This window comes from Dictyobacter formicarum (assembly GCF_016587435.1).
Genome location: NZ_BNJJ01000019.1, coordinates 54655 through 74373, shown reverse-complemented (window position 1 = coordinate 74373; position 19719 = coordinate 54655). Strand labels below are relative to the sequence as shown.

15 protein-coding genes and 1 other annotated feature (1 of these 16 only partly in view) are annotated in these 19719 nt (G+C 49.6%); of the genes, 11 read left to right on the top strand and 4 right to left on the bottom strand.

What is annotated here, in order from left to right:
- Window positions 1-89 precede the first annotated feature (89 nt).
- Complete coding sequence (locus JMI88_RS28340; RefSeq protein WP_201365315.1) at window positions 90-839, bottom strand: hypothetical protein; 750 nt, start codon at window positions 837-839, stop codon at window positions 90-92.
- A gap of 462 nt (window positions 840-1301) precedes the next feature.
- Between JMI88_RS28340 and dnaA the strand changes: the two genes are divergently transcribed.
- The 5 genes from dnaA (at window position 1302) to JMI88_RS28315 (ending at window position 5985) form a co-directional block, all read left to right on the top strand.
- The gene (gene dnaA, locus JMI88_RS28335) at window positions 1302-2939 is read left to right on the top strand and encodes a chromosomal replication initiator protein DnaA (RefSeq protein ID WP_201365314.1); all 1638 of its coding nucleotides are present in this window, start codon (window positions 1302-1304) and stop codon (window positions 2937-2939) included.
- A gap of 186 nt (window positions 2940-3125) precedes the next feature.
- Window positions 3126-3704 (top strand): hypothetical protein, encoded by a 579-nt coding sequence (locus tag JMI88_RS28330; RefSeq protein WP_201365313.1) that lies wholly within the window; start codon window positions 3126-3128, stop codon window positions 3702-3704.
- 161 nt (window positions 3705-3865) lie between these two features.
- A complete protein-coding gene (locus JMI88_RS28325; RefSeq protein WP_201365312.1) occupies window positions 3866-4174 on the top strand; it encodes an ATP-dependent Clp protease adaptor ClpS in 309 nt (102 codons plus the stop codon).
- 427 nt (window positions 4175-4601) lie between these two features.
- Window positions 4602-5123, top strand: a complete 522-nt coding sequence (locus tag JMI88_RS28320) for a universal stress protein (RefSeq protein ID WP_201365311.1) — start codon at window positions 4602-4604, stop codon at window positions 5121-5123.
- A 262-nt stretch (window positions 5124-5385) separates the two neighbouring features.
- Entirely contained in the window at window positions 5386-5985 is a 600-nt protein-coding gene (locus tag JMI88_RS28315; protein ID WP_201365310.1) for a GAF domain-containing protein, read from the top strand.
- A 22-nt stretch (window positions 5986-6007) separates the two neighbouring features.
- On the opposite strand, the gene JMI88_RS28310 is transcribed toward JMI88_RS28315, so the two are convergent.
- The gene (locus JMI88_RS28310) at window positions 6008-7192 is read right to left on the bottom strand and encodes a DUF711 family protein (protein ID WP_201365309.1); all 1185 of its coding nucleotides are present in this window, start codon (window positions 7190-7192) and stop codon (window positions 6008-6010) included.
- Between the two features lie 225 nt (window positions 7193-7417).
- On the opposite strand from JMI88_RS28310, the gene JMI88_RS28305 reads away from it, so the two are divergent.
- Window positions 7418-9103, top strand: coding sequence for an L-lactate permease (locus JMI88_RS28305; protein WP_201365308.1), 1686 nt, complete (start codon window positions 7418-7420; stop codon window positions 9101-9103).
- A gap of 144 nt (window positions 9104-9247) precedes the next feature.
- On the top strand, window positions 9248-12490 hold the full coding sequence (locus JMI88_RS28300) for an AAA domain-containing protein (RefSeq protein ID WP_201365307.1): 3243 nt from the start codon (window positions 9248-9250) through the stop codon (window positions 12488-12490).
- 16 nt (window positions 12491-12506) lie between these two features.
- On the opposite strand, the gene JMI88_RS40410 is transcribed toward JMI88_RS28300, so the two are convergent.
- Entirely contained in the window at window positions 12507-13433 is a 927-nt protein-coding gene (locus JMI88_RS40410; RefSeq protein ID WP_201365306.1) for a helix-turn-helix transcriptional regulator, read from the bottom strand.
- A 631-nt stretch (window positions 13434-14064) separates the two neighbouring features.
- Here JMI88_RS40410 and JMI88_RS28290 point away from each other — a divergent pair.
- The 4 genes from JMI88_RS28290 to JMI88_RS28275 all read left to right on the top strand — a co-directional run bounded on the left by JMI88_RS28290 (window position 14065) and on the right by JMI88_RS28275 (window position 17878).
- Window positions 14065-14376: a metal-sulfur cluster assembly factor gene (locus JMI88_RS28290; RefSeq protein ID WP_201365305.1), complete on the top strand. Its 312-nt coding sequence runs from the start codon at window positions 14065-14067 to the stop codon at window positions 14374-14376.
- 143 nt (window positions 14377-14519) lie between these two features.
- Complete coding sequence (locus JMI88_RS28285; protein WP_201365304.1) at window positions 14520-15377, top strand: hypothetical protein; 858 nt, start codon at window positions 14520-14522, stop codon at window positions 15375-15377.
- A 50-nt stretch (window positions 15378-15427) separates the two neighbouring features.
- Window positions 15428-16531 (top strand): hypothetical protein, encoded by a 1104-nt coding sequence (locus JMI88_RS28280; protein WP_201365303.1) that lies wholly within the window; start codon window positions 15428-15430, stop codon window positions 16529-16531.
- A 318-nt stretch (window positions 16532-16849) separates the two neighbouring features.
- Complete coding sequence (locus tag JMI88_RS28275; RefSeq protein ID WP_201365302.1) at window positions 16850-17878, top strand: hypothetical protein; 1029 nt, start codon at window positions 16850-16852, stop codon at window positions 17876-17878.
- A gap of 6 nt (window positions 17879-17884) precedes the next feature.
- Here the strand turns inward: JMI88_RS28275 and JMI88_RS28270 are convergent, their stop codons facing one another.
- On the bottom strand, window positions 17885-19189 hold the full coding sequence (locus JMI88_RS28270) for an ArnT family glycosyltransferase (protein ID WP_201365301.1): 1305 nt from the start codon (window positions 19187-19189) through the stop codon (window positions 17885-17887).
- 345 nt (window positions 19190-19534) lie between these two features.
- Window positions 19535-19719 (top strand) — a binding site (T-box leader); it runs 49 nt beyond the window's last position.

Here is a 19719-nt window from a genome sequence, read left to right as displayed (position 1 = left end):
AGCAAAAGTAGTTTCGATACAATCGTTCCACTAACTAGGACGAACAGGATGGATAAATTTTACGGATCAATTTTAAAATGAAGTGGGCCCTATTTGGCTGGCATCCAATCAACATCAGGTTGCAAGCTCTGGAAGAATTGCTGCAGCGTAGCGGTGCTCCCCCGAGCCGAAAAAACGATATTAGTTTGATCACGAATGCCGTTACATAATTGAATGGGCTCCTTCGCTGCCGCGGCAGTCGATGTACTGCTAGCTTTAGTATCATTCCCTGTGTTACCCGTGGTCGTTGAGGAGGACGCTTGTGAAACGTTGCACTGAAAAGCTATATTTTTGATGCGCACGGGCGCTTGCGAAAAGCTAATAGCATTTTGGTCGGGCAGAACATATGTAATCGTAAAATTACTGCCGAAAATTGGATCACGCAGCGAACCCGACACGCTGAGCAAACAGGTACCGGCTGGCAGCGTTTTGGGCAAATAAATAGTGAAACCCAGATTTTGTTTCACAGTATTCCAATCAGTAACCGTTTTAGGCTTATCGTTGGCTGGTCCTAATCCCGTTGCCTGAGCCGTTCCCCCCTGAGCATGGGACGAAGCCTGGTCGCGAAAAATTTCGCTCGGTTTACCACACCAGTTGAATGAAGATAATTGCGCAGGCGCAGGAGTTGCCGTCGCCTTCGCACTGCCAGTGCTCTTGGTATTGCTATCACCTGTACAGGCGCTGATAAACATACTTAAACAGAAAAGCATACAGACAAGATAGATCAGTGATTGTTTTCGCGCATGTATACCGACAACATCTCGACGTGGATGCTGACCGACTCGGTAAAAGAGAGACATCAGAAGCTCCTTAAAATATATATTGCATTCTCAACCATTAAATCGATTCTTCCCTACCTATCGCCTCAGCCACACAACGTTTTTATGACTCTATTCTAAGAGAAAAGAAACTATCACCGGTTCAGTATACTTTACACAACGAATAAAAACTATAAGATAGCTCGCATTCTGGTACCAAAAGCCTCAATTCATCAAGAATATCTCCTTTGTTATAGCATAGCAGAGAGCGCATACAATAAACTCGTTCCGACAGCAGGTATAATGGTCTAGATGGTACGAAAGGAGGGCTTTACAGCGTTTTGATTTAATGCTACCATTACACTCTGCCGTCACGAGATTACTATCAGAGATTTATTTTTGTCTAAAAACACCTATACATACAACTGATAACGTGCGCAGAGCGTATTAAAAGCGAATTAAGACACTAGCGACCATAAACCAATCCCCAAAGGGGTGCTGCGTGTGAATGCAAAACAAATCTGGCAAACAGCAATAGAACGATTAAGACCAAGGGTAAACTCTGCGGTTTTCACCACCTGGTTTCAGGGAACATCGGCGCTCTCATTTCAAGATGGCGTCTTTATTATCCGTGTTCCCACCACCTTTGCGAAAGCACAGTTAGAGACCCGCTTTCGAGAATTAATTCGTTCTACGCTGATAGATATTACCGGTGGTCCGGTCGAAGTACGCTTTGAAGTGACCAAAGAGCAGCCTGCCTCATCCGATAATGGAGTTGATCCAAATACCAGTCGCCCGGCCAAACGCACCTACCGCCTTTCGAAAGGACGCCTGTCCGCACCACTGCGAGGGAAGCGCGTGACCCCACCGGATACCACGCCCGCGTTGAACTCGATGGCCTCATCAGCTCCGCAGGAAAATGCCTATCGGCAGAAGAAAGAGGATTACGGTATTCCACCTCGGCCGCCAGTAAACTATAAACAAGATCAAACAATGCAACCGGCCACTTCTCAATATGCTCCCTATGCCGAAAAAAATGCTTCAGCGGAGCCTGCACGCAAGGAACCACCTGCCACCCAGGAATATAGCCCGGTCCATCCCGGTGCTGAAGGCCTGTTGATGAATCCACGCTATACATTTAGCGCCTTTATTGTGGGCAAATCCAATAAGCTGGCGCATGCCACCTCGCTGGCAGTAGCCGAGAATCCAGGGAGAATTTATAATCCCCTCTTTTTATATGGAGGTGTCGGTCTGGGCAAGACTCACCTGCTACACGCTATTGGGCATGCAGGCGAGAGTGCTGGTCTGCACGTTTTATATACCACCTCCGAGAAGTTTACGAATGAGATCATCAACGCGATTCGGTTTCAAAAAACGGAGGAGTTCCGCTCCAAGTATCGTCAGATCGATATTTTGCTCGTTGACGATATCCAATTTATCGCGGGTAAGGAATCGACCGAGGAAGAGTTTTTCCATACGTTTAACTCGCTGCACAATGCCAATAAGCAAATCGTCGTCACCAGCGATCGTCCACCCAAGGCGATCAGCAGTTTGCAAGATCGTTTGCGCTCTCGCTTCGAATGGGGATTACTGGCGGATGTACAGCCACCTGAGTACGAGCATCGCCTGGCGATTTTACGTTCAAAATGCGACTCACTACGCTTCACCGTACCTGCCAGCGTGATCGAATATATTGCGCGACCGGTCTGTAGCAGCGTACGAGAGCTGGAGGGGGCGCTTAACCGCGTCATCGCTTATGCCACCCTGCATGATGCCCCACTGACCATCAGCCTGGCAGCGCAAGCGCTAGAACATATTTATGATAAAAAGCCGCCGACCACTTCAAATCTAACCATAAATGATGTGCTGGATGGTATTTGTCGTTATTATAATGTAGATCAAGAGTTGTTACGTGGCAAGCAACGCGATCGAGACATCGTCTGGCCACGCCAGGTGGCAATGTATCTGATGCGTGAAGAGACCACCGCTTCGCTACTCCAGATCGGAACGGCTTTAGGTGGGCGAGACCATACGACCATTATGCATGGCTGGGAAAAGGTTCATGCCGAAATGGGCAATAATGATCAGGTGCGGCAAGAGATCGCTTCTGTTCTTGAGTCTTTGCAGAATCATTCCTTTTAAATTCCCATTTTATTATGTGGTGCAGGGAATGTGCGGATGCACATTCCCTGCACCACATAATAAAAATAGGCTCGGGCGCGCATGTGCCCGTCCGTATAGAAAGCTACCTGCATACAAACCATTCAGCGAAGGTGTATAATACAACCAAAAACGAGTACCAGTTACCCTTGCTAGGAGCTACTTCGTATGCAGAAACAACAACCCGCCAGCTATGACCTGTTGGCGGTCTTCCCTGATGAGGCCAAAGCCGAAACAGCCTCTGAAAAGCTTAAACAAGCTGGTTTCAAAGAGGAAGAGATCTATCAACTTCCCACCGGTATCGTTGGAAGCGGCCAGTTCCGCGAACATGGTCCTAACCAGGCCCGCGGCGATATCTTCCTGCAGACACAACGCTCAGGTCCTAATCCAGCCATTATTGCGCTGTTCGCCGTTTTATGTTGTCTGGTAGTAACCGGGCTCACCTTTGCGGCGACCTTCGCACTACCGCATTTACCTGAACCAACAACCCTGATCGTAGGAGCCGCCCTCGGCCTGGTACTGGGCGCGATTCTCGGTTTACTACAACGTGGGCGCGTCCGAGGAGCCATTGGACAGGAAGCACCAAAAGTTCCACCACCAACCTCGTCCCGGCAGGCACAGGGAAAGCTCAATGTGATTGCCCTCCGCTTTGATGATCCAGACAATATCAGTCGCAACTCACGGGCACGGGCCATTCTCCTCAACAACCAGGGCCGCATCGATCGTAGCGTCAGCAGACAGGAATAAAACATTTCAACTCAAAAACATCCTACACACATGAGTAGGATGTTTTTTTTATATATATAGGATTGTTAGCTAAGACACTAGCAAAATGTATAACTCTTAGTTACAATAGATTTGGAATGCTTAAGACACCATCATATTGTTTGCTAATGGAGAATTTATCCATGTCCAAGGATCAGTGGACTGTAACACGTTTCCAGGTAAGACCGGAAGAGATTGTACTTGAGCGTACAAAACTGCTTCCTCCCTATAAGGTTATCGTCCATAATGATGATTACAATGAAATGAACTATGTAATCTTCGCTCTCGTGCATGCCGTCAATACATTGACCGTTCCAGAAGCAGAGCGCATTATGTTAACAGCACACCTGACCGGGCAAGCTATCGTTGTGGTCTGTCCCAGGGAAGTCGCTGAATATTACCAGGAACGATTATTAAGTTACAATCTCACAGCAACCATTGAACCCGAATAAAGAGAAAAGCGGCCGGTTGGTCGCTTTTCTCTTTATTCTAAGCTGGATAGTTACATTCAAATGCCATCACTATTACTTGGGCAACCATTCTTAAGCGTCTTTCGTATTATATGTGCAGCAGCAAACACGCAAGCACAAGGCAACGTGTATCACGCGGTTATGTGATCTCTAGCTAACCAGTACCGAAGTACTTATGTAAACTTACTTTATTGACGTCACTAACCCGGGAAGATAGAATGCTTAGTCGCTCGGATGTCATACCGTACAGTTAGATAAGTAAAGGCAGAGGGCCAACACTAGCCGCACCAGCGGTATCTCTAATTGTTTTATTTATATAAAAACTTTGGGGGACGTTCGTTGAGATTAGCTGACACTGAAGGTGCCAGATGATGCTGTTTTATCACGCTCCATCAGGAGGGGAGAAATCATGGTTCACTTATGGGGTTCCAAAACCAAAGAAGAGACTGAGATCAGCAAATCAGTTCTAGGAGAATGTGCTGCGGGCGCGATTGCTGTTGTCATTAGCGGCGAAAAGCTTGACGCCAATCTTGTCTATCTTGGTTGCCAGATGGCAAAAGGAGCCAAACGTAAGGTCCATCTCGTTCATGTCATCGAAGTACCACGTGCATTGCCACTAAAAGCCGTCCTTACTCAGGAATCCGAACGCGCAGACCAGATGCTCAACTCGGCTATGGGAATTGCTGATCGCGTGGGTTGCGAAGCAGTTGCTGAGGTTGTGCAAGCGCGTGATGCGGGTCCCGCTATTGTCGATGAGGCGAGAGACCACAATTGTGGTTTATTATTAATTGGCTTAATGCGCAGCAATGGTAAGAGTCAAAGCGAGCTAAACAAGACCGTCTCGTATGTGCTGGCTAACGCGCCCTGCCGCATCTGGTTGGTGCAAGATCCACCTCCAGGAAATCCAATGCATGAACAGAAGTGTGTCTAAAGTAAACCGTTGCTTGAAAAGGTTCCACCTCATCGTAGTTGTCAGGGAGACGTAATTGTCTCCCACACAGACCTCCCGTCAATGACTGAAACATGTTTTTTAAAACATGCAGTACAATCAGCCTCAAAAGGAAACTGAACTGAAGGGAATTCGGGCTTTTTCCCGATGGAACTGATACGTATATCGCTATGTATACGTATTACTAAGTGTAACTGCAATTTTAAACACATCTAACACACAGTGTGTTGTTGGGGGAGAAATTATGATGAATGACGACTCAAACAATAAGAGCCAGGTGGAACTCCCAGTGAGAGATTACTATAAAGCACTTCATCAGGCCGCGCTTACCATTTCGTCAAGTCTTGAGCTGGACCAGGTCTTGCAAAGCGTGGTGATCAGTATTACTGAAGCGATGCAAGTGAAAGCCTGTGCGCTACGCCTCCTGGACCCGGAGACGGGGCAATTGCAGTTGAGCGCGGTAAATGGACTAAGCAATGAATATCTGTCCAAAGGGCCGGTCAACGTTGGTAGTAGCCCCATTGATAGTGAAGCTCTCAAAGGCTCTCCTATCTGCATCCCCGATGTACGCATCGATCCACGTTTCCAATATAAGGAAGCCGCTCGCCAGGAAGGCATTGTTTCGGTGCTGTGTGTTCCATTGGAAGTACACGGTAACGCCATTGGCGTCATGCGTGTCTATACGGATAAGCCGACTGATTTTATGGAAGACGACATTCAATTTCTTTCGGTTCTGGCCAGCCTGGCTGCTCTGGCCATTGAAAATGCCCGTCTCTATGAAAACATTCGCAGCTCTTATCATGGAGTCATGAATGCCTTTTGGGGCACCCATGTCTCCTTGTAAATTGTATACGCGGTAACCCATATTATGGTGCAATCCGTGTATTGGTAAGATACGGTGAAGTGAACTGCGTATATTCTCCAGCTCGTCGCCCCGGTACCGGGAAGAGGCGAGCTGAGAGTGGTTTTTGGTAACGTACCGCCAGGGTCGCCACGTCCATTAATAAATGAGCAATATGCTCTGGCGCACTATCGCCCGCCAGTGGAATAGTATCTAAACCTGTTCCACAGACCGCTGAATAGAACAACAGCTGATGGGCATTCACTACCCCTTCCGCCCAACGCTGTCCCAGCACCGCATCCTCCAATACTGGTAACATCAAGCCATTATAGCCACAGGTTGGCAAAGAGGTACTTTTCAAAGCGGCCGTCAGGGCTGCGGCCACTGCCAGCGTGCCTGGAGCACCTAACTGACCATAGCCACATAACTCCATGGCTCGCACGATACTGACCTCACCCATCGGAGCTGGCGACAGATCGATACCGCCAAACTGCAAGCCGGTGTCTCGTGCAACATTTTGTCCCAATGTAACGATGGGGCGGACCCGCTCTTCAAGCAACGTGCTAATATATTCGGTAACCTGATTTAGATCCAATACCCTCTGGCCATCGGCCTGTAATGTCTGTAGCGCTTCAGTGATCAAGGGAGCGCCCTGTAAACCGCAGCTTAAACTGGACGGACCCGCGTGGTAGGCGGCAGGGAAAAAAGGACTGCCAGGAGCGACGCAGGCCAGCATGGCAAAACGAAAATTGCCAAAGCCTTCTGGCGTCTCATGGGCCAGGCGCAACATCAACCGTGCAATAGGCAACGCGGCCTCGGCACGCATACCGTGCTCGGCATCAGCCAGGCTGACCGTGGCACTAAGCGCATTGGTCGCGATCAAAATATCACCCAGCAGGTTTAAGCGCTCCAACGGAAAAGCTGGACGAGAGGCAAAAGCAGTCCCCAGCGAACAATATTCTATCCCTAACTCATTGAGTAATAACTGCCGATCCTGCACATACTCACGAATAGCGTTAGCTGACCACTCGGCCAGATCATCGAAAAGAGGACGCGTTGAGAGACGTAGCGTTTGCAGTTCATAGCCCGCATCCTCATACTGTACCCGCGCCCGCTGGAGAATCCGCCACGCCTCCACCAGGGTTTGATGCTCAATGGGATGGGCCTCCGCAATACCCAGCGTCACAGTACGAATAGTTGGCAAAGACATATTCTTCCTCACTTCTAAACGCTAGCTACCTTTCCTACGAAGGCATTATAGCATTCTCACAATTAGCAAGCTGGCTCTATTTAACATGTGCTACTATGCATTGAGATGTGTTCCCTGGAGCATCACGTTTATTATTTGACATAACATATTTTCTTATGCCAAGATATATAAATATTTAAACGTATTCATACCGGAAAAAGAGTGCTATTTGAACGGAGGACACCGATGTTCCACCAAATACTCACCCCGGTCGCTGGGAACCTCTTTCTCTCGCTCATCGTTGGCTTTATCCCGATTATTGTCGTCCTCGTATTATTAGGCATTGTACGCCGTCCCGCCTGGCAAGCTGCACTGGCCGGTTTGCTTATCGGTCTGATTATTGCAACCCTGGTCTGGCAAATGCCCGTCCAGCAGGCTGCTAGCTCAACCCTGAACGGCATGGCATTCGCATTGTTTCCCGTCATGTGGATTGTCTGGAATGCTATGTGGCTCTACAATATTGCGGTGCGCTCCGGCAAATTCGAATTATTTAGACGCTGGATGGTGTATAATGTGCCGCCCGATAAGCGTATTTTACTCTTAATTATTGGCTTCAGTTTTGGAGCGCTCATGGAAGGGGTTGCTGGCTTTGGAACTCCAGTAGCGATTGGGAGCGCCTTGCTGATTGCTCTCGGTTTTCCCGCCCTCGAAGCAGTTACGCTGACCTTGATCTTTAATACGACGCCGGTCGCCTTCGGCGCGCTGGGGGTACCAATCACGACCCTGGCCAGCGTAACCGGTCTGCATGCTGCCCCCCTGGCAGCCATGGTTGGTCGCCAGCTTCCGTTCTTTGGATTATTTTTACCTTTCTACGCGATGGTGGTCTTCACCGGATTTCGTAGCCTGCGCACAATCTGGCCAGTCTCCCTGGTGGCCGGACTCTCCTTCGCCTTGATGCAGTTTACAATCTCGAACTTTGTAGGGCCAGAGCTGCCTGATGTGCTGGCCTCGCTCTTCTCATTGATCTGTGTCATTCTCTTTGTGCAGGCCTGGAAACCGCGCGACATGGAGCTTTATCGCGCAACCTTTGCGCCTGTTGTACAGGGAGCCGATAATGCTGGCAATGTAATGGCGCCAGAGGACGGTCAGGCTGACACGATCAGCGATCGCGCTTCCACCCTCAAACCGAGCATGAAAGAAGCTATCCTGGCCTGGCTACCCTGGCTACTGGTAAGCATCATCGTAATCGCCTGGACGTTTCTCAAAGTTCCCGCCATCAGCGCCTTGTCCATCCACTGGCCCGGTCTGGATAAGCAGATCTTTCTAACCCTCTACAACAAGCCCTATGCAGCACTCTATGCCTTCCAGCCACTAGGAACAGGCACTGCCATTTTACTGACTGTGATCGTAACAGCGATCATAATGATCGCCACTGGATCAAGCGCCAGCATCGTCTGGCTGGCTCTGGCCGATACGTGGCGGCAACTGCGCTTCCCGATCCTGACGGTAATGCTGATTATAGGCCTGGCCTATCTGTACAACTACTCTGGTATGTCATACACGCTGGGCCTGGCAATCTCCAAAGTGGGAGTTATCTTCCCATTCTTCTCGGTCTTCCTGGGCTGGATCGCCTGCTTCTTGAGTGGAAGTGATACCTCCAGCAATGCACTCTTCGGCAATCTGCAAGTAGTAGCGGCACGCCAGCTTAATATCAGCCCGGTGTTGATGGCGGCCAGCAATAGCAGTGGAGCGGTCATGTCGAAAATGATCAGTCCCCAGAATGTCAGCACTGGCGTATCAACCACAGAACTGAACGGGAAAGAGGGCTTGATTATCCGGCGCACCTTCTTCCACAGCATTATACTGGCAACCATCCTGGGCATTATTGTGATGATACAGCAATATCTGATACCAGGCATTATCCCACATTAAGCTCAAATACCCGGTCAAAATGACAATAGCAGGGAGGAATGATCAACTTCCCTGCTACCCCATAACTCCTCATTCTCTTGACGAAATTTTGTTCTTACCGTACACTTTCAGCATGCCGAGCAAATAAGGGGGGAGTGTACAATCATGCAAATCCATAAGGCGGATTATCATCAGTCAAAAGAGGCTGGACAGCGCCATGAGTGCTTCCTTTGTACACTTGATCCTAAACAACCCTGTCACACACCACAGCTCTCTGGACGACTTGTGGCAGCCCAGGAACGCCAACTGCAGGGCGAACGCGTGCCGATCATCACGTTAGATACCGGTACAGAACGCGTTGAAGTGCAGCTAGAAGACCAATACTATCGCAGTCTGATCAAGGAGATCAAAGTGCGCGGTAGCGCCATCGCTCCTTACGCGTTGAAGATTCAACTCTATCACCTGCCAGGCGAACCAGTTGTGATCGAATATAAAAACGGTTCGCGCCGGCGCTACCAGGGCAATTCCTATACGCTGGCAGTGCTGGAATCAGATATTCTGCTAAATATTACAGCCCTCAATCAGGCCGAATATTGTACGCGCCAGTATCTGCTGAATCGGCTCATCCCATCCGCTGCAACCTCGGCTACTATTCGCGGTAACATCGTGCATTATTGCTTCAAAGAGCTGCTCAAAGAACATGATCGCGGCACCTTTACAGAAGCCGCACAGGATACGGTAAAGCAAGAGACCGAGACGGCACTCCAGGTTATGCAGAGGCATCTTGACCAGGCCATCGAACTCAATAGCATCGATATCGCCCTGGCAGATGTATCGGTCGAGACGATGCGCTCGGATGTGCAACCACACCTGGAGAGTCTGGCACGCTGGTACGAGAGCGAGAGCAATACGCTCTGGACGCTGCCAGGGGTGGTCGCGGATGACCAGCAGACGACCGTGGGCAATCAGGTACGTGCCGAGACGTTCCTGCTGGCACCCGAGATTGGTTTGCGTGGGCGACTGGACATTTTCTGGCAGCAGACCGGTCAGCAGCGGTTGCTAGAACTAAAAACCGGTGGAGCAAGTGGCGATCTCCCCAAGCGAGACCATCGTTGGCAGGTGCTGGGCTATCATGCGTTGCTGGCGGTACGCCGCCAGTCAAAGATGAAGCGGGCCTTTGCCACCTTGTTATATAGTGGCACACCGGGTAAAGCGCAGGCCTTTGGCATTCGCGCCAGTATCCGCGAGATTCAGCGCGTCAATGAGACACGCAATAATTTGATCCTGAACCATGTCACTGGCATACCATCGGCGCCACCAGGACCTTCGCGCTGCAGCAAGTGCGCCATGCTTGAACATTGCCAGACCGTTTCTGCGCTCTTACAATGGCAGCCACCAGAAACGGCGAAACCAGAAACCGCCGAGCAGAAGGTAACGGCTACTCCCAACCAGGAAAATGGTGTCGCCGCTGTATCTGCCAGAGCTCCCCAGGCGATTCCCAATGCCGAACGCGACTTCTTTAGCAGGTACTATCACCTGCTCCAGATAGAGGGGCAGACAGGAGAGCAACAGCAGGCTCAGCTCTGGCTCACACCGGTAGAGGAGCGTATTGAACGCGGCAGCGCGATCCTGGGACTAAAACAAATCGGACAACCAGCAATCCAGAGCGATGGCTGGTCCCTCACCTTTAGCTGCGTCAATACCTCTGAGCTACGAGAAGGGGATGAAATCCTGCTCAGCGATGGCAATCCGGTCGCGGGTGAAGTGGTCAGTGGCACCATTACCTCCATCAGTGCCGAAAATGTAACCGTGTGGACGCGCGAGTTGATCGCGCAACCGCAGCTCATCGACCGCTACGACAACGATCTCGTCCATGTGCGCACGCTACAAAACCTGATTCGCTGGTACCATGTCCCGGCGCATATACAAGATCTGGTAGCCGGCAAGATTCGCCCGCGCTTTATGCACGAAGAGATCACCGGCCGTGCTGATTTCAATCGCGAGCAAAACCTGGCTGTGCTACGGGCGCTGCAGATGAAAGATTACCTGCTCATTCATGGTCCTCCCGGCACCGGCAAAACCAGTGTTATTGCGGAGATCGTGAAGCGTCTGACCGAGCAGGGCCAGCGTATCTTGCTGGCCGCCTTCACCAATCAGGCCGTAGACAATATGCTGAAAAGGCTACAGCGGGAAGGTTTTACACAGTTCCTACGCCTGGGCAGCGAGCGCAGTGTCAGCGATGAGATCAAGCCCTGGCTGCTCAAAGAGCGGCTCAAAGTCGCCCAACAGGCGCTGGCAAACGGGCAGAGATTAAAAGATGATCCATTTCACCCGGACATGTCTTATCAGGATCTTGTCTTTGACATGTTGTATACTACGCCCGTGGTGGCCTCTACGACCGCCACCTGGTCTTCAGATAAATACACGCCCAATACGGCCAGAAATGGCGAGCATGCAGAAACGAATGCAGGTTTTGCCTTTGATGTCGCCATTATTGATGAAGCTGGCCAACTGACAATTCCAGCCATTCTGGGTGCCCTGCGTTTTGCCCGCCGCTTTATCCTGGTCGGAGACGAGAAACAACTACCGCCCCTGGTGCTCAGTCAGGAAGCCAGTGAGGCTGGACTTGCCGATTCGCTCTTTAGTTTCTTGAAGCAGCGGGATGAGGAATATATGGAGCAACACCGGCTCGATGTCAGTGCCTGCGTGCCGCTCCTGACCCAGTATCGCATGAATAAATGGATCTCGCATTTCTCGTCCACCGTCTTTTATGATCAGAAGTTGCTGGCCCATGCTTCAGTTGCCAATCGCCGCTTGCCCTTGCCGCAAGCCTCCAACCTGCTCCAGCTTCGGAAAACGGAGGCAGAAACAGTATACAAAGCCCTGGACCCCAAATTTCCGCTGGTTTTCTGGGATGTACGCGACAAGGACGCGAGCCCCGAAGCCAAACAAAACAATGCGGAAGCGCGCGCCGTCCGCGGGCTGGTCGCAGGATTGCTGGCACGCGGCATTCAGCCACAAGATATTGGTATTATCGCGCCCTACCGAGCGCAGGTCGCCAATATCCGTCGCCACCTGTTCGCCAACCATCCTGATAGCAACTGGCAGGCCTTCCCGACTGATACACCACTGAGCGTCGATACAGTGGATCGTTTTCAGGGGGGTGAGCGCCTGGTCATGATTATATCGTTTGCCACTAGCCATGAACCGGCCAGCGAAAGTCAACGCCGCCAATTTCTGATCGATCCACATCGCCTGAACGTAGCCCTGACGCGCGCACAACGTAAACTCATCCTGGTGGGCTGTGTTCCGGCACTTGAGCCGCTACCAACCTTTTCACGCCTGATCACCTATTGCAAAAGCATGAATACCTTACTGGCCGAACCGGTCGCTATCACGGCATCATAACAGAGCAACCAGGTCTTTACAGCGACTGCAAGTCCACCAGTCCTTTTTTCATGGCATAGATGACCAGTTGGGAACGATCGTAAACGGCCAGCTTATGATAAATGTTGCTGATATGGTTACGCACTGTCTTCTCGCTTACCTTTAAGATGCGCGCAATCTCTTTAACCACCAATCCTTGCGCAATCAAAATGATCAGCTCACGTTCACGAGTAGTTAAACCATCGTCCTGTGGCAGCTCCTCGGCTTCCTGATTGCTCTGTGCCTGATAAGAAAGAGCAGCTGGCACAGATACAGGCATCGGAATATCCATATTCAGTCGTGTCCCTTGTTGGGGCATGCTTTCAATCGTAATACGCCCACCGAGCATCAGCACACGCTCGCGCAGGCCGTTTAATCCCTGGTGCCAGCCGTGGGCTGAGCCTACCGTGGTAACAGAGGTAGCCATCCCTACTCCGTCGTCACAAACATACATATGTAAACAACCATCAGCCCCATACAGATTGACAATGATCGCCGAGGCAGCAGCATGTTTACATACATTGATAATAGCTTCGCGCAAGACATAGTAGAGATTTGAGGCATATTCAACTGGCAGCTGGTTCGGCCAGTTATTGCACTCGAAAGTTACGCGATAGCCCGCATCCTGCATGCTTTTTAGCATCGCCAGAATATGTTCGATAAAGTCGAAATTACCCATAATGGCTGGTCGCATGCCGCTTAACGTCTGGCGCAAGGTCAGCAGACTGTTACGGGCCAGCGCGTGCCAGTTCTCGATGTTTTCGCTCAATTCATGCTCAAAGAACTGCTGAGAACGAAAATGCTCAAGATCAGTCACCAGGGCGGTCAGAGACTGGACAACGCCATCGTGCAATTCGCGCGCGAGACGGCGACGCTCCTCATTTTGCGTCACATGAATATCGGAAGCCTCAATAATATTTAGCATCTTTTTTCCTTCCTTCCTCCGCTTACCACATTGCTAAATTGATGGCTCATTTCAGGCAAGATGCATCTGGTTGCTTCCAGCTCGTAAGAGGTTTGAGCCGACCGATGGGTGTTATAGTGCCTGGATGTTATTTCCACCTCGCCACAAGCAAGCCCAACCATCAGAGCGCAAGCATACATTAATATATATAACAACCTATATGTATATTATAGTAATATAATGGCATAAAATAGGCGAAATTCAGAGTCCCCTATGACAAATGTCTCAATCCACTTCGCCCATAGTAATCCCAACCCACTCAGTAACCCCAACTTATAACTGATGCTCTTTGACAAATACTTTCTGTTCGGTATATATTACAGTAAAGTATAATCCTACTAATTTACTCGGATTAAGAGAGCAACAGGAAGTCCTGGCATAGTAGTTGAAAATATCTGAAAATGTATATTAAACTGGACGGGCCACCAGAAGCGGATTTTAGTGCATAAAGCTCCTTTTCTCTCAGCATAGATATGTGGCAAATTAGCATAAGCTCTATGGCATGGGTCCTGTTCCTGGCTTGAGCACGACATGAAATCGTCCAGACGGTAATCCTTACATTTTCATATGTTTGGAAAGGCAGCTGCATCCAATGGCAGAAATTAATGAAGCAGAGCTCATGGACGCGCTTCGTGAGTGTTATGATCCGGAGATACCAGTTAATATTGTCGATCTCGGACTGATTTACAGCCTGGATATCAACAATGAGACCGGAAACGTTGACGTCTCGATGACGCTAACGGCCCTGGGATGTCCGATGGCAGGGGAGGTTATGTCAGAGGTCGAGATGCGCGTGCAACAGGTAGAGAATGTCAAAAGCTGCAAAGTTGAATTGACATTTGATCCTCCCTGGTCGCCAGATCGCATGACTGAAGATGCTAAATGGGAACTGGGCATGATCTAAGCGATCTACCGGTATGCCAAAAAGCGCATGATTTATGCTATAGCATAAATCATGCGCTTTTTATTGTTTTTAAAACCTCTTTTATGATTTTGTAATATAGCACGCGATTATGTGGTTCTCTGTACAATGTGGGTAGGAGGTTGATGATGGAATTTGAGGCCGAGTCAAACAAAGAACTACCGAAGACAATATATAAAAATAAATTTTCCAGGCTAATGCTGGTGATTGTGCTGGCGCTACTCTTACTGGTGGGTATCAGCACCTTGATTGGCTACAATGTAGCTTACCAGCCCTATATACAACATATGCAGAGCACGGCCACAGTTAAGGCCAGAATACAGCAAACTGCTCAGGCTAAATCTACGTATGCCGCACAGGTCTCAGCGACCCTGATAGCTCAAACCAGAGCCACCGCCACGTTTGTGGCCCGCCATCAAAACAACTATGATCAGATTACCAGTACGTTTCCAGATATAAACGACGACCTCCACAATCCTGATACTTATAACTGGGATACAGGTTCAGGCTGTTCGTTCACCAATTCCACTTATAACGCCTCAGTTGCCGAGAAAGGTTTTTTCTTACCTTGTCTCGCTCAGAATACAAAATTGAGCAACTTTGTCTATCAGGTAGATATGAAAATCATTACTGGCGATGCTGGTGGCCTGATCATTCGTGCTCGTGAAGCTAACTTGCAATCCTATATCTTTGTAGCAGGCCAGGATGGGAGTTATAGCATTTATTATTATTCTGGCGAGAATAAAAAGGCCGCTCAGACGCTGGTAGATGGATATAGCGATCAGATTATTACAGGCTATAAGCAGGTAAATACCCTGGCAGTACTCGCCAGTGGAAGCTCGTTGGATTTTTATATCAACAAAAAATATGTCGCCAGTGCAATTGATACCACGTTAAGCAGCGGACAGATCGGGGTGCTGGCTAATAATTATAAGCGCTCTACTGTGGTTACTTACTCGCATGCCAGAATCTGGAAACTTTAGCAGGGGCGGAGGCGATCCTGCATCAACTGTATGATAGGAGAGAGTTGTTCATGCAAAATTGTCCTGACTGCGGAAATATGCTGTCACCAGGAATGACACGCTGTCCCTACTGCCGTTGTAATCTGCCAACGGCCGTTGCAGAAGATACCTATCATACATACTATGCTGGCTCGAGGGGAGCAACATCCGGCTATACAGCCCATGGAGAAACTTATAATACGTCTGCATCCTCACGCGGTCATTCCTATATGGTCTCGGTGGCTACGGCTCCAACAATCCAGACACACGAGGTACAGCAACACAAAATAGTAATTGGTATTATGCTCGGAGCCATTATGCTCCTGTCGTTGCTACTGATAGTCAGTGGCGTCAGCCTGCTGTATTACACAAAGGTCACCCATCCAGTCCAGTTACATACTCAGGCTACCGCGACCGCCTATGCGAACCACATCATCAATATCCACAACAAAGCAACAGCGCAGGCGCAAACCACACGGACCGCTATCAGGCAGAAGAAAGCGACCTCGATTGCTTCTACGCAGGCTACGGCTCAGGCGCAAGCCACAGCGACAATCCTGAAAAACCTCTATGCAAAGAGTACCAGTGGACGACCTGCTATCGCTGCGCCATTGCTATTTGAAACCGGCCAGAAATGGGATGTCTATCCAACCAGAGATGGGGGAGGCTGTGCATTTACACCGGATGGCTTGCATAGTAGTGTTTTTAAAACGGATTCTTATGCTCCCTGCTTTGCTCATGCTACCCGTTTCCACAATTTTGCGCTGGAAATTCGGATGGCGATTAAGGAAGGAGATGAAGGCGGCGTCATTTTTCGTTCCACTAACCATGACAAAAGCTTCTATAGCTTCCGGCTTAATCGCTCCGGCGTCTATGGCCTTATTCTCACTAGAAGCGATGGTTATGCCATACCCCTGATATACGATAAAAGCCCGTTCATTAAAACAGGGACAGGCCAGACCAATACCCTGACAATTATTGCTCAAGGTAACAATATTTATCTCTACATCAACAAACGGTATGTGGGCAGTGCCAGCGATAGCAGTTATAAGGTCGGCACCATTGGGATCATGGCCGTCAATCGCGCACATGATACGGTCGTAAGCTTTAATAATCTACATATCTGGCGATTGTAGCTACAATCAGCCCAATTAAGCAAAAGAAGAAAATACCTCTTAGAGTATCTTGCGGATAGTACCATACCCCAAATAACTTACCTGGTATATACATTGGTAAATAAATAGTAGATCATATAAAATATAACTATTGATTTTGCAGCACCAAAAAGTGGAGACAATAAATCGCTCTCCGGCTTATACCCGCGACAAGTTGCATTATTGCACTGGTCGTTAATTCATAAGCTAATAGTTTTTTTCGTATTTCGTATCAGAAAAATGATTTATTCATAGTTATTATATGTGTAACACAAATATTCTCAGAGAGAGTCAGGCAGCATGTTAAATACAGAGTCGCAACAAACACTGCTCCAGGTGGATACAGCCACTGACAAACAAGATCAGATCAAGTCACCCAGGCCTACCTGGCCACCTCCCGCTCGCCCAAGGAAGCGACGCTCCATGCCAAAATTGATCAGCTCGTTGGTAGCCATTATCCTCTGCGTATTCCTGGTGCTCAGCGCGCTGGTGCTGTTACTCTTCGATACTACTACCCACTATAGAGCCTCTTTAAAACATCTGGCCACAGTAGAGGTACAACAGACCAGAAGTGTACAGACAACAGCGCAGGCCAAAGTGCGGGGAACTGCTCAGTATTTTCAAAACGCCCAGGCGCAAATTGAAGCTACAGCCACCGCCCAGGGTAATCAGGCAGCGGTCGCCACACAAATAGCTACGGATGCAACGGCTACCGCCACCGCGAGCGAGAACCTCTATCAAACCTGGACAACCAGTAAGGCAGCTATTGATGACACGATGGCAGATAACAGTGGAACCAGCAAGTGGGACAGCGGCAGCCGGGATGCGAATACAGGGTGTGCATTTACTGGCAACGCCTACCATGCCAGCGAGGCTCAGATAGCGTATTTGCAACCTTGTATTGGCCAGGCAACAAATGTATCGGAGCTCGCCTATCAGGCCGATGTGACCATTTTGAAGGGCAACCAGGGGCAGGCAGGCTTGCTCTTTCGTGTAGATAGCACCAACAGCGCCTACTATTTTTTTCACGTTGGCAGCGACGGCACGTATGCTCTTGACCTCTATAATCTCTATAATGGGGCCACCACTGGCAGCACTCTTCTACGAGGTAGCAGTCCCACCATCAATAGTGGTTTTAACCAGATGAACCAGTTGATGGTCCTGGCAGACCAGGATCACTTAACCATCCTGGCCAATGACCACTACCTGGGCACGGTTGTCGATAATAGCCTGCACAGTGGAAAAATTGGTGTCGCCGTCATCGACAATGGCACACCTGTAGATGCGGCCTTTACCAATGTGAAGGTATGGAAATATGAGCAGAAATAGGCCTGATTAGCCTGAGGTCGCCGCTTCTGCCGGGCGGCGACGTGCCAGGTACTTGCTACCTGAGCTGATAGCGCACATGGCCAGTAATAACAACAAAGGTTCGATCGGCGCTCGAAAGCGTGGGATACCATATAGGGCCACGTCTTGCCCGATCGTCACCAGCACAATCAGATACACCAGCAGCAAATCACGCCAGCGACGCCAGCTTACGACTAATCCCCAGGCTGCCAGGAGAAAGATAGGAAGTGGAAATGCGTTCATCAATACCAGAACTATACGACTGGACAACTGGTCCGGGAAGCGATCCGTGGGTAGATCGGCTTCATGCGCGGCCGGTATCCACATATTGATGGCATGGGCAGCTAGCAACGCAGGCATTTCATCCATATGAGCCTGCATCCATTGCAGTGATTTCTCTTTATAGAGATCCTCTCTCCTCATCTCACAACGAGCATCGCAGGTATAGAGAGGAAAGGCGCTCGATACTTCAGGCACCGACCGCAACGGATTTGACCAGGTCATCTGATCCCATGGCTTGCGGGCGACCTGGTCATTATAAGAGCCAAGCAGCACAGTTCCATCGCCAGTAGCGACCGGCAGAAACCGTTGCGACACCAGGTAGTTGCGCAGAGTCCATGGCGCGATTAACAGCAGCGCAATCGATGGGACCACGATAGCCAGACGCCAGGCAGAGCGCCAGTTAAGCACTTGCTGCCTGCCAAGAATCAATATCCAGACCACAAATAAGCCTGCCATCAGCAACCCGTTCGGTCGGGTCAGGGCCAGCAGGCCCAGTAAAGCACCACTTAGTAATATCAGTCCTACGCTGCGATTACGCTGCAAACGATAGAGCACATAGCACAGAGCAGTCAACAGAAATGTATAAAGGGTCTCTGAGTAAAGCCAGCCAGTATAGATGTAGAGCCCTGGATAGAGTGCGGCGATGATGCCAGCCAGCAGCGCCAGACGCGCACTCAAGAAATCGCGTACCCATAGATAGATTAAAAGGCAGGTAGCGGCATCCAACACACACAGGAAGAGTCGCACGAAAAGATCATTAGGACCAAACAGGAACGAGAGCAGACCAATCAACAGCGGCCAGAAAGGTGCTCGATATACTGTAGGGATATTCCCATGCAGGCAAAAACACTGCGCCTGCACCAGGTGTAAACCAATGTCGCGATACTGCTGAGAATCGTGCAGCGGATAGTAGTGCAGAGCAACCGTGAGATTATAAACGACACGTACCAACAAGGCCAGCACAAACACACCGATAGCAAAGTGATCCAGTCGCCAACGCATTATTTTCATAAAATACCTACATATCACATAATTCACACCCACCATAAGAGTGTGTCTGAAAGCCATACGTTTCGCGCCTGCGGCCCCTGACACTACGCGCTTACAGCGCTCAAAAGATCTTTTATATGTTGGTGCAGCTATTCGCGCAAAGCGCGAATAGCTGCACCAACATATAAATAAAAATAGCTCGGGAGCACATGCGCCCGCCCGCACGGGGCGCTTGACTTCCCATCGTCATGGACTTCAGACACTTTCATAAACATTGTAACATTTTTCACAGCCATAGAAAAAATTGTCGAGGGGTTGACAAATACCAGGGCCACTGCTATGCTAAAACATACATCATATATCATAAAGTGGGCAATGAATGGGACAAGTAGCTCTTAGCATAAAAGGGCAGAGAACTGCGGGTTGGTGCGACGCAGTCTATGCGAGAGGGAAATCCACCCTGGAGCCTACGCGCTAAGCGTCAACGGAAGCCTCCGTTATCGGGCCGTAATGAGTTCCAATGCTTCTCAGTTATCCTTACGCATTGGAAG

What these genes read in the sequence shown, in the direction of transcription:
- JMI88_RS28285 (WP_201365304.1), top strand. Translation starts at nt 14,520, where the DNA reads ATGATGGAATTTGAGGCCGAGTCAAACAAAGAACTACCGAAGACAATA.
- JMI88_RS28320 (WP_201365311.1), top strand. Translation starts at nt 4,602, where the DNA reads ATGGTTCACTTATGGGGTTCCAAAACCAAAGAAGAGACTGAGATCAGC.
- JMI88_RS28290 (WP_201365305.1), top strand. Translation starts at nt 14,065, where the DNA reads ATGGCAGAAATTAATGAAGCAGAGCTCATGGACGCGCTTCGTGAGTGT.
- JMI88_RS28315 (WP_201365310.1), top strand. Translation starts at nt 5,386, where the DNA reads ATGATGAATGACGACTCAAACAATAAGAGCCAGGTGGAACTCCCAGTG.
- JMI88_RS40410 (WP_201365306.1), bottom strand. Translation starts at nt 13,433, where the DNA reads ATGCTAAATATTATTGAGGCTTCCGATATTCATGTGACGCAAAATGAG.
- JMI88_RS28300 (WP_201365307.1), top strand. Translation starts at nt 9,248, where the DNA reads ATGCAAATCCATAAGGCGGATTATCATCAGTCAAAAGAGGCTGGACAG.
- JMI88_RS28275 (WP_201365302.1), top strand. Translation starts at nt 16,850, where the DNA reads ATGTTAAATACAGAGTCGCAACAAACACTGCTCCAGGTGGATACAGCC.
- JMI88_RS28330 (WP_201365313.1), top strand. Translation starts at nt 3,126, where the DNA reads ATGCAGAAACAACAACCCGCCAGCTATGACCTGTTGGCGGTCTTCCCT.
- JMI88_RS28325 (WP_201365312.1), top strand. Translation starts at nt 3,866, where the DNA reads ATGTCCAAGGATCAGTGGACTGTAACACGTTTCCAGGTAAGACCGGAA.
- JMI88_RS28340 (WP_201365315.1), bottom strand. Translation starts at nt 839, where the DNA reads ATGTCTCTCTTTTACCGAGTCGGTCAGCATCCACGTCGAGATGTTGTC.
- JMI88_RS28310 (WP_201365309.1), bottom strand. Translation starts at nt 7,192, where the DNA reads ATGTCTTTGCCAACTATTCGTACTGTGACGCTGGGTATTGCGGAGGCC.
- JMI88_RS28305 (WP_201365308.1), top strand. Translation starts at nt 7,418, where the DNA reads ATGTTCCACCAAATACTCACCCCGGTCGCTGGGAACCTCTTTCTCTCG.
- JMI88_RS28270 (WP_201365301.1), bottom strand. Translation starts at nt 19,189, where the DNA reads ATGAAAATAATGCGTTGGCGACTGGATCACTTTGCTATCGGTGTGTTT.
- JMI88_RS28280 (WP_201365303.1), top strand. Translation starts at nt 15,428, where the DNA reads ATGCAAAATTGTCCTGACTGCGGAAATATGCTGTCACCAGGAATGACA.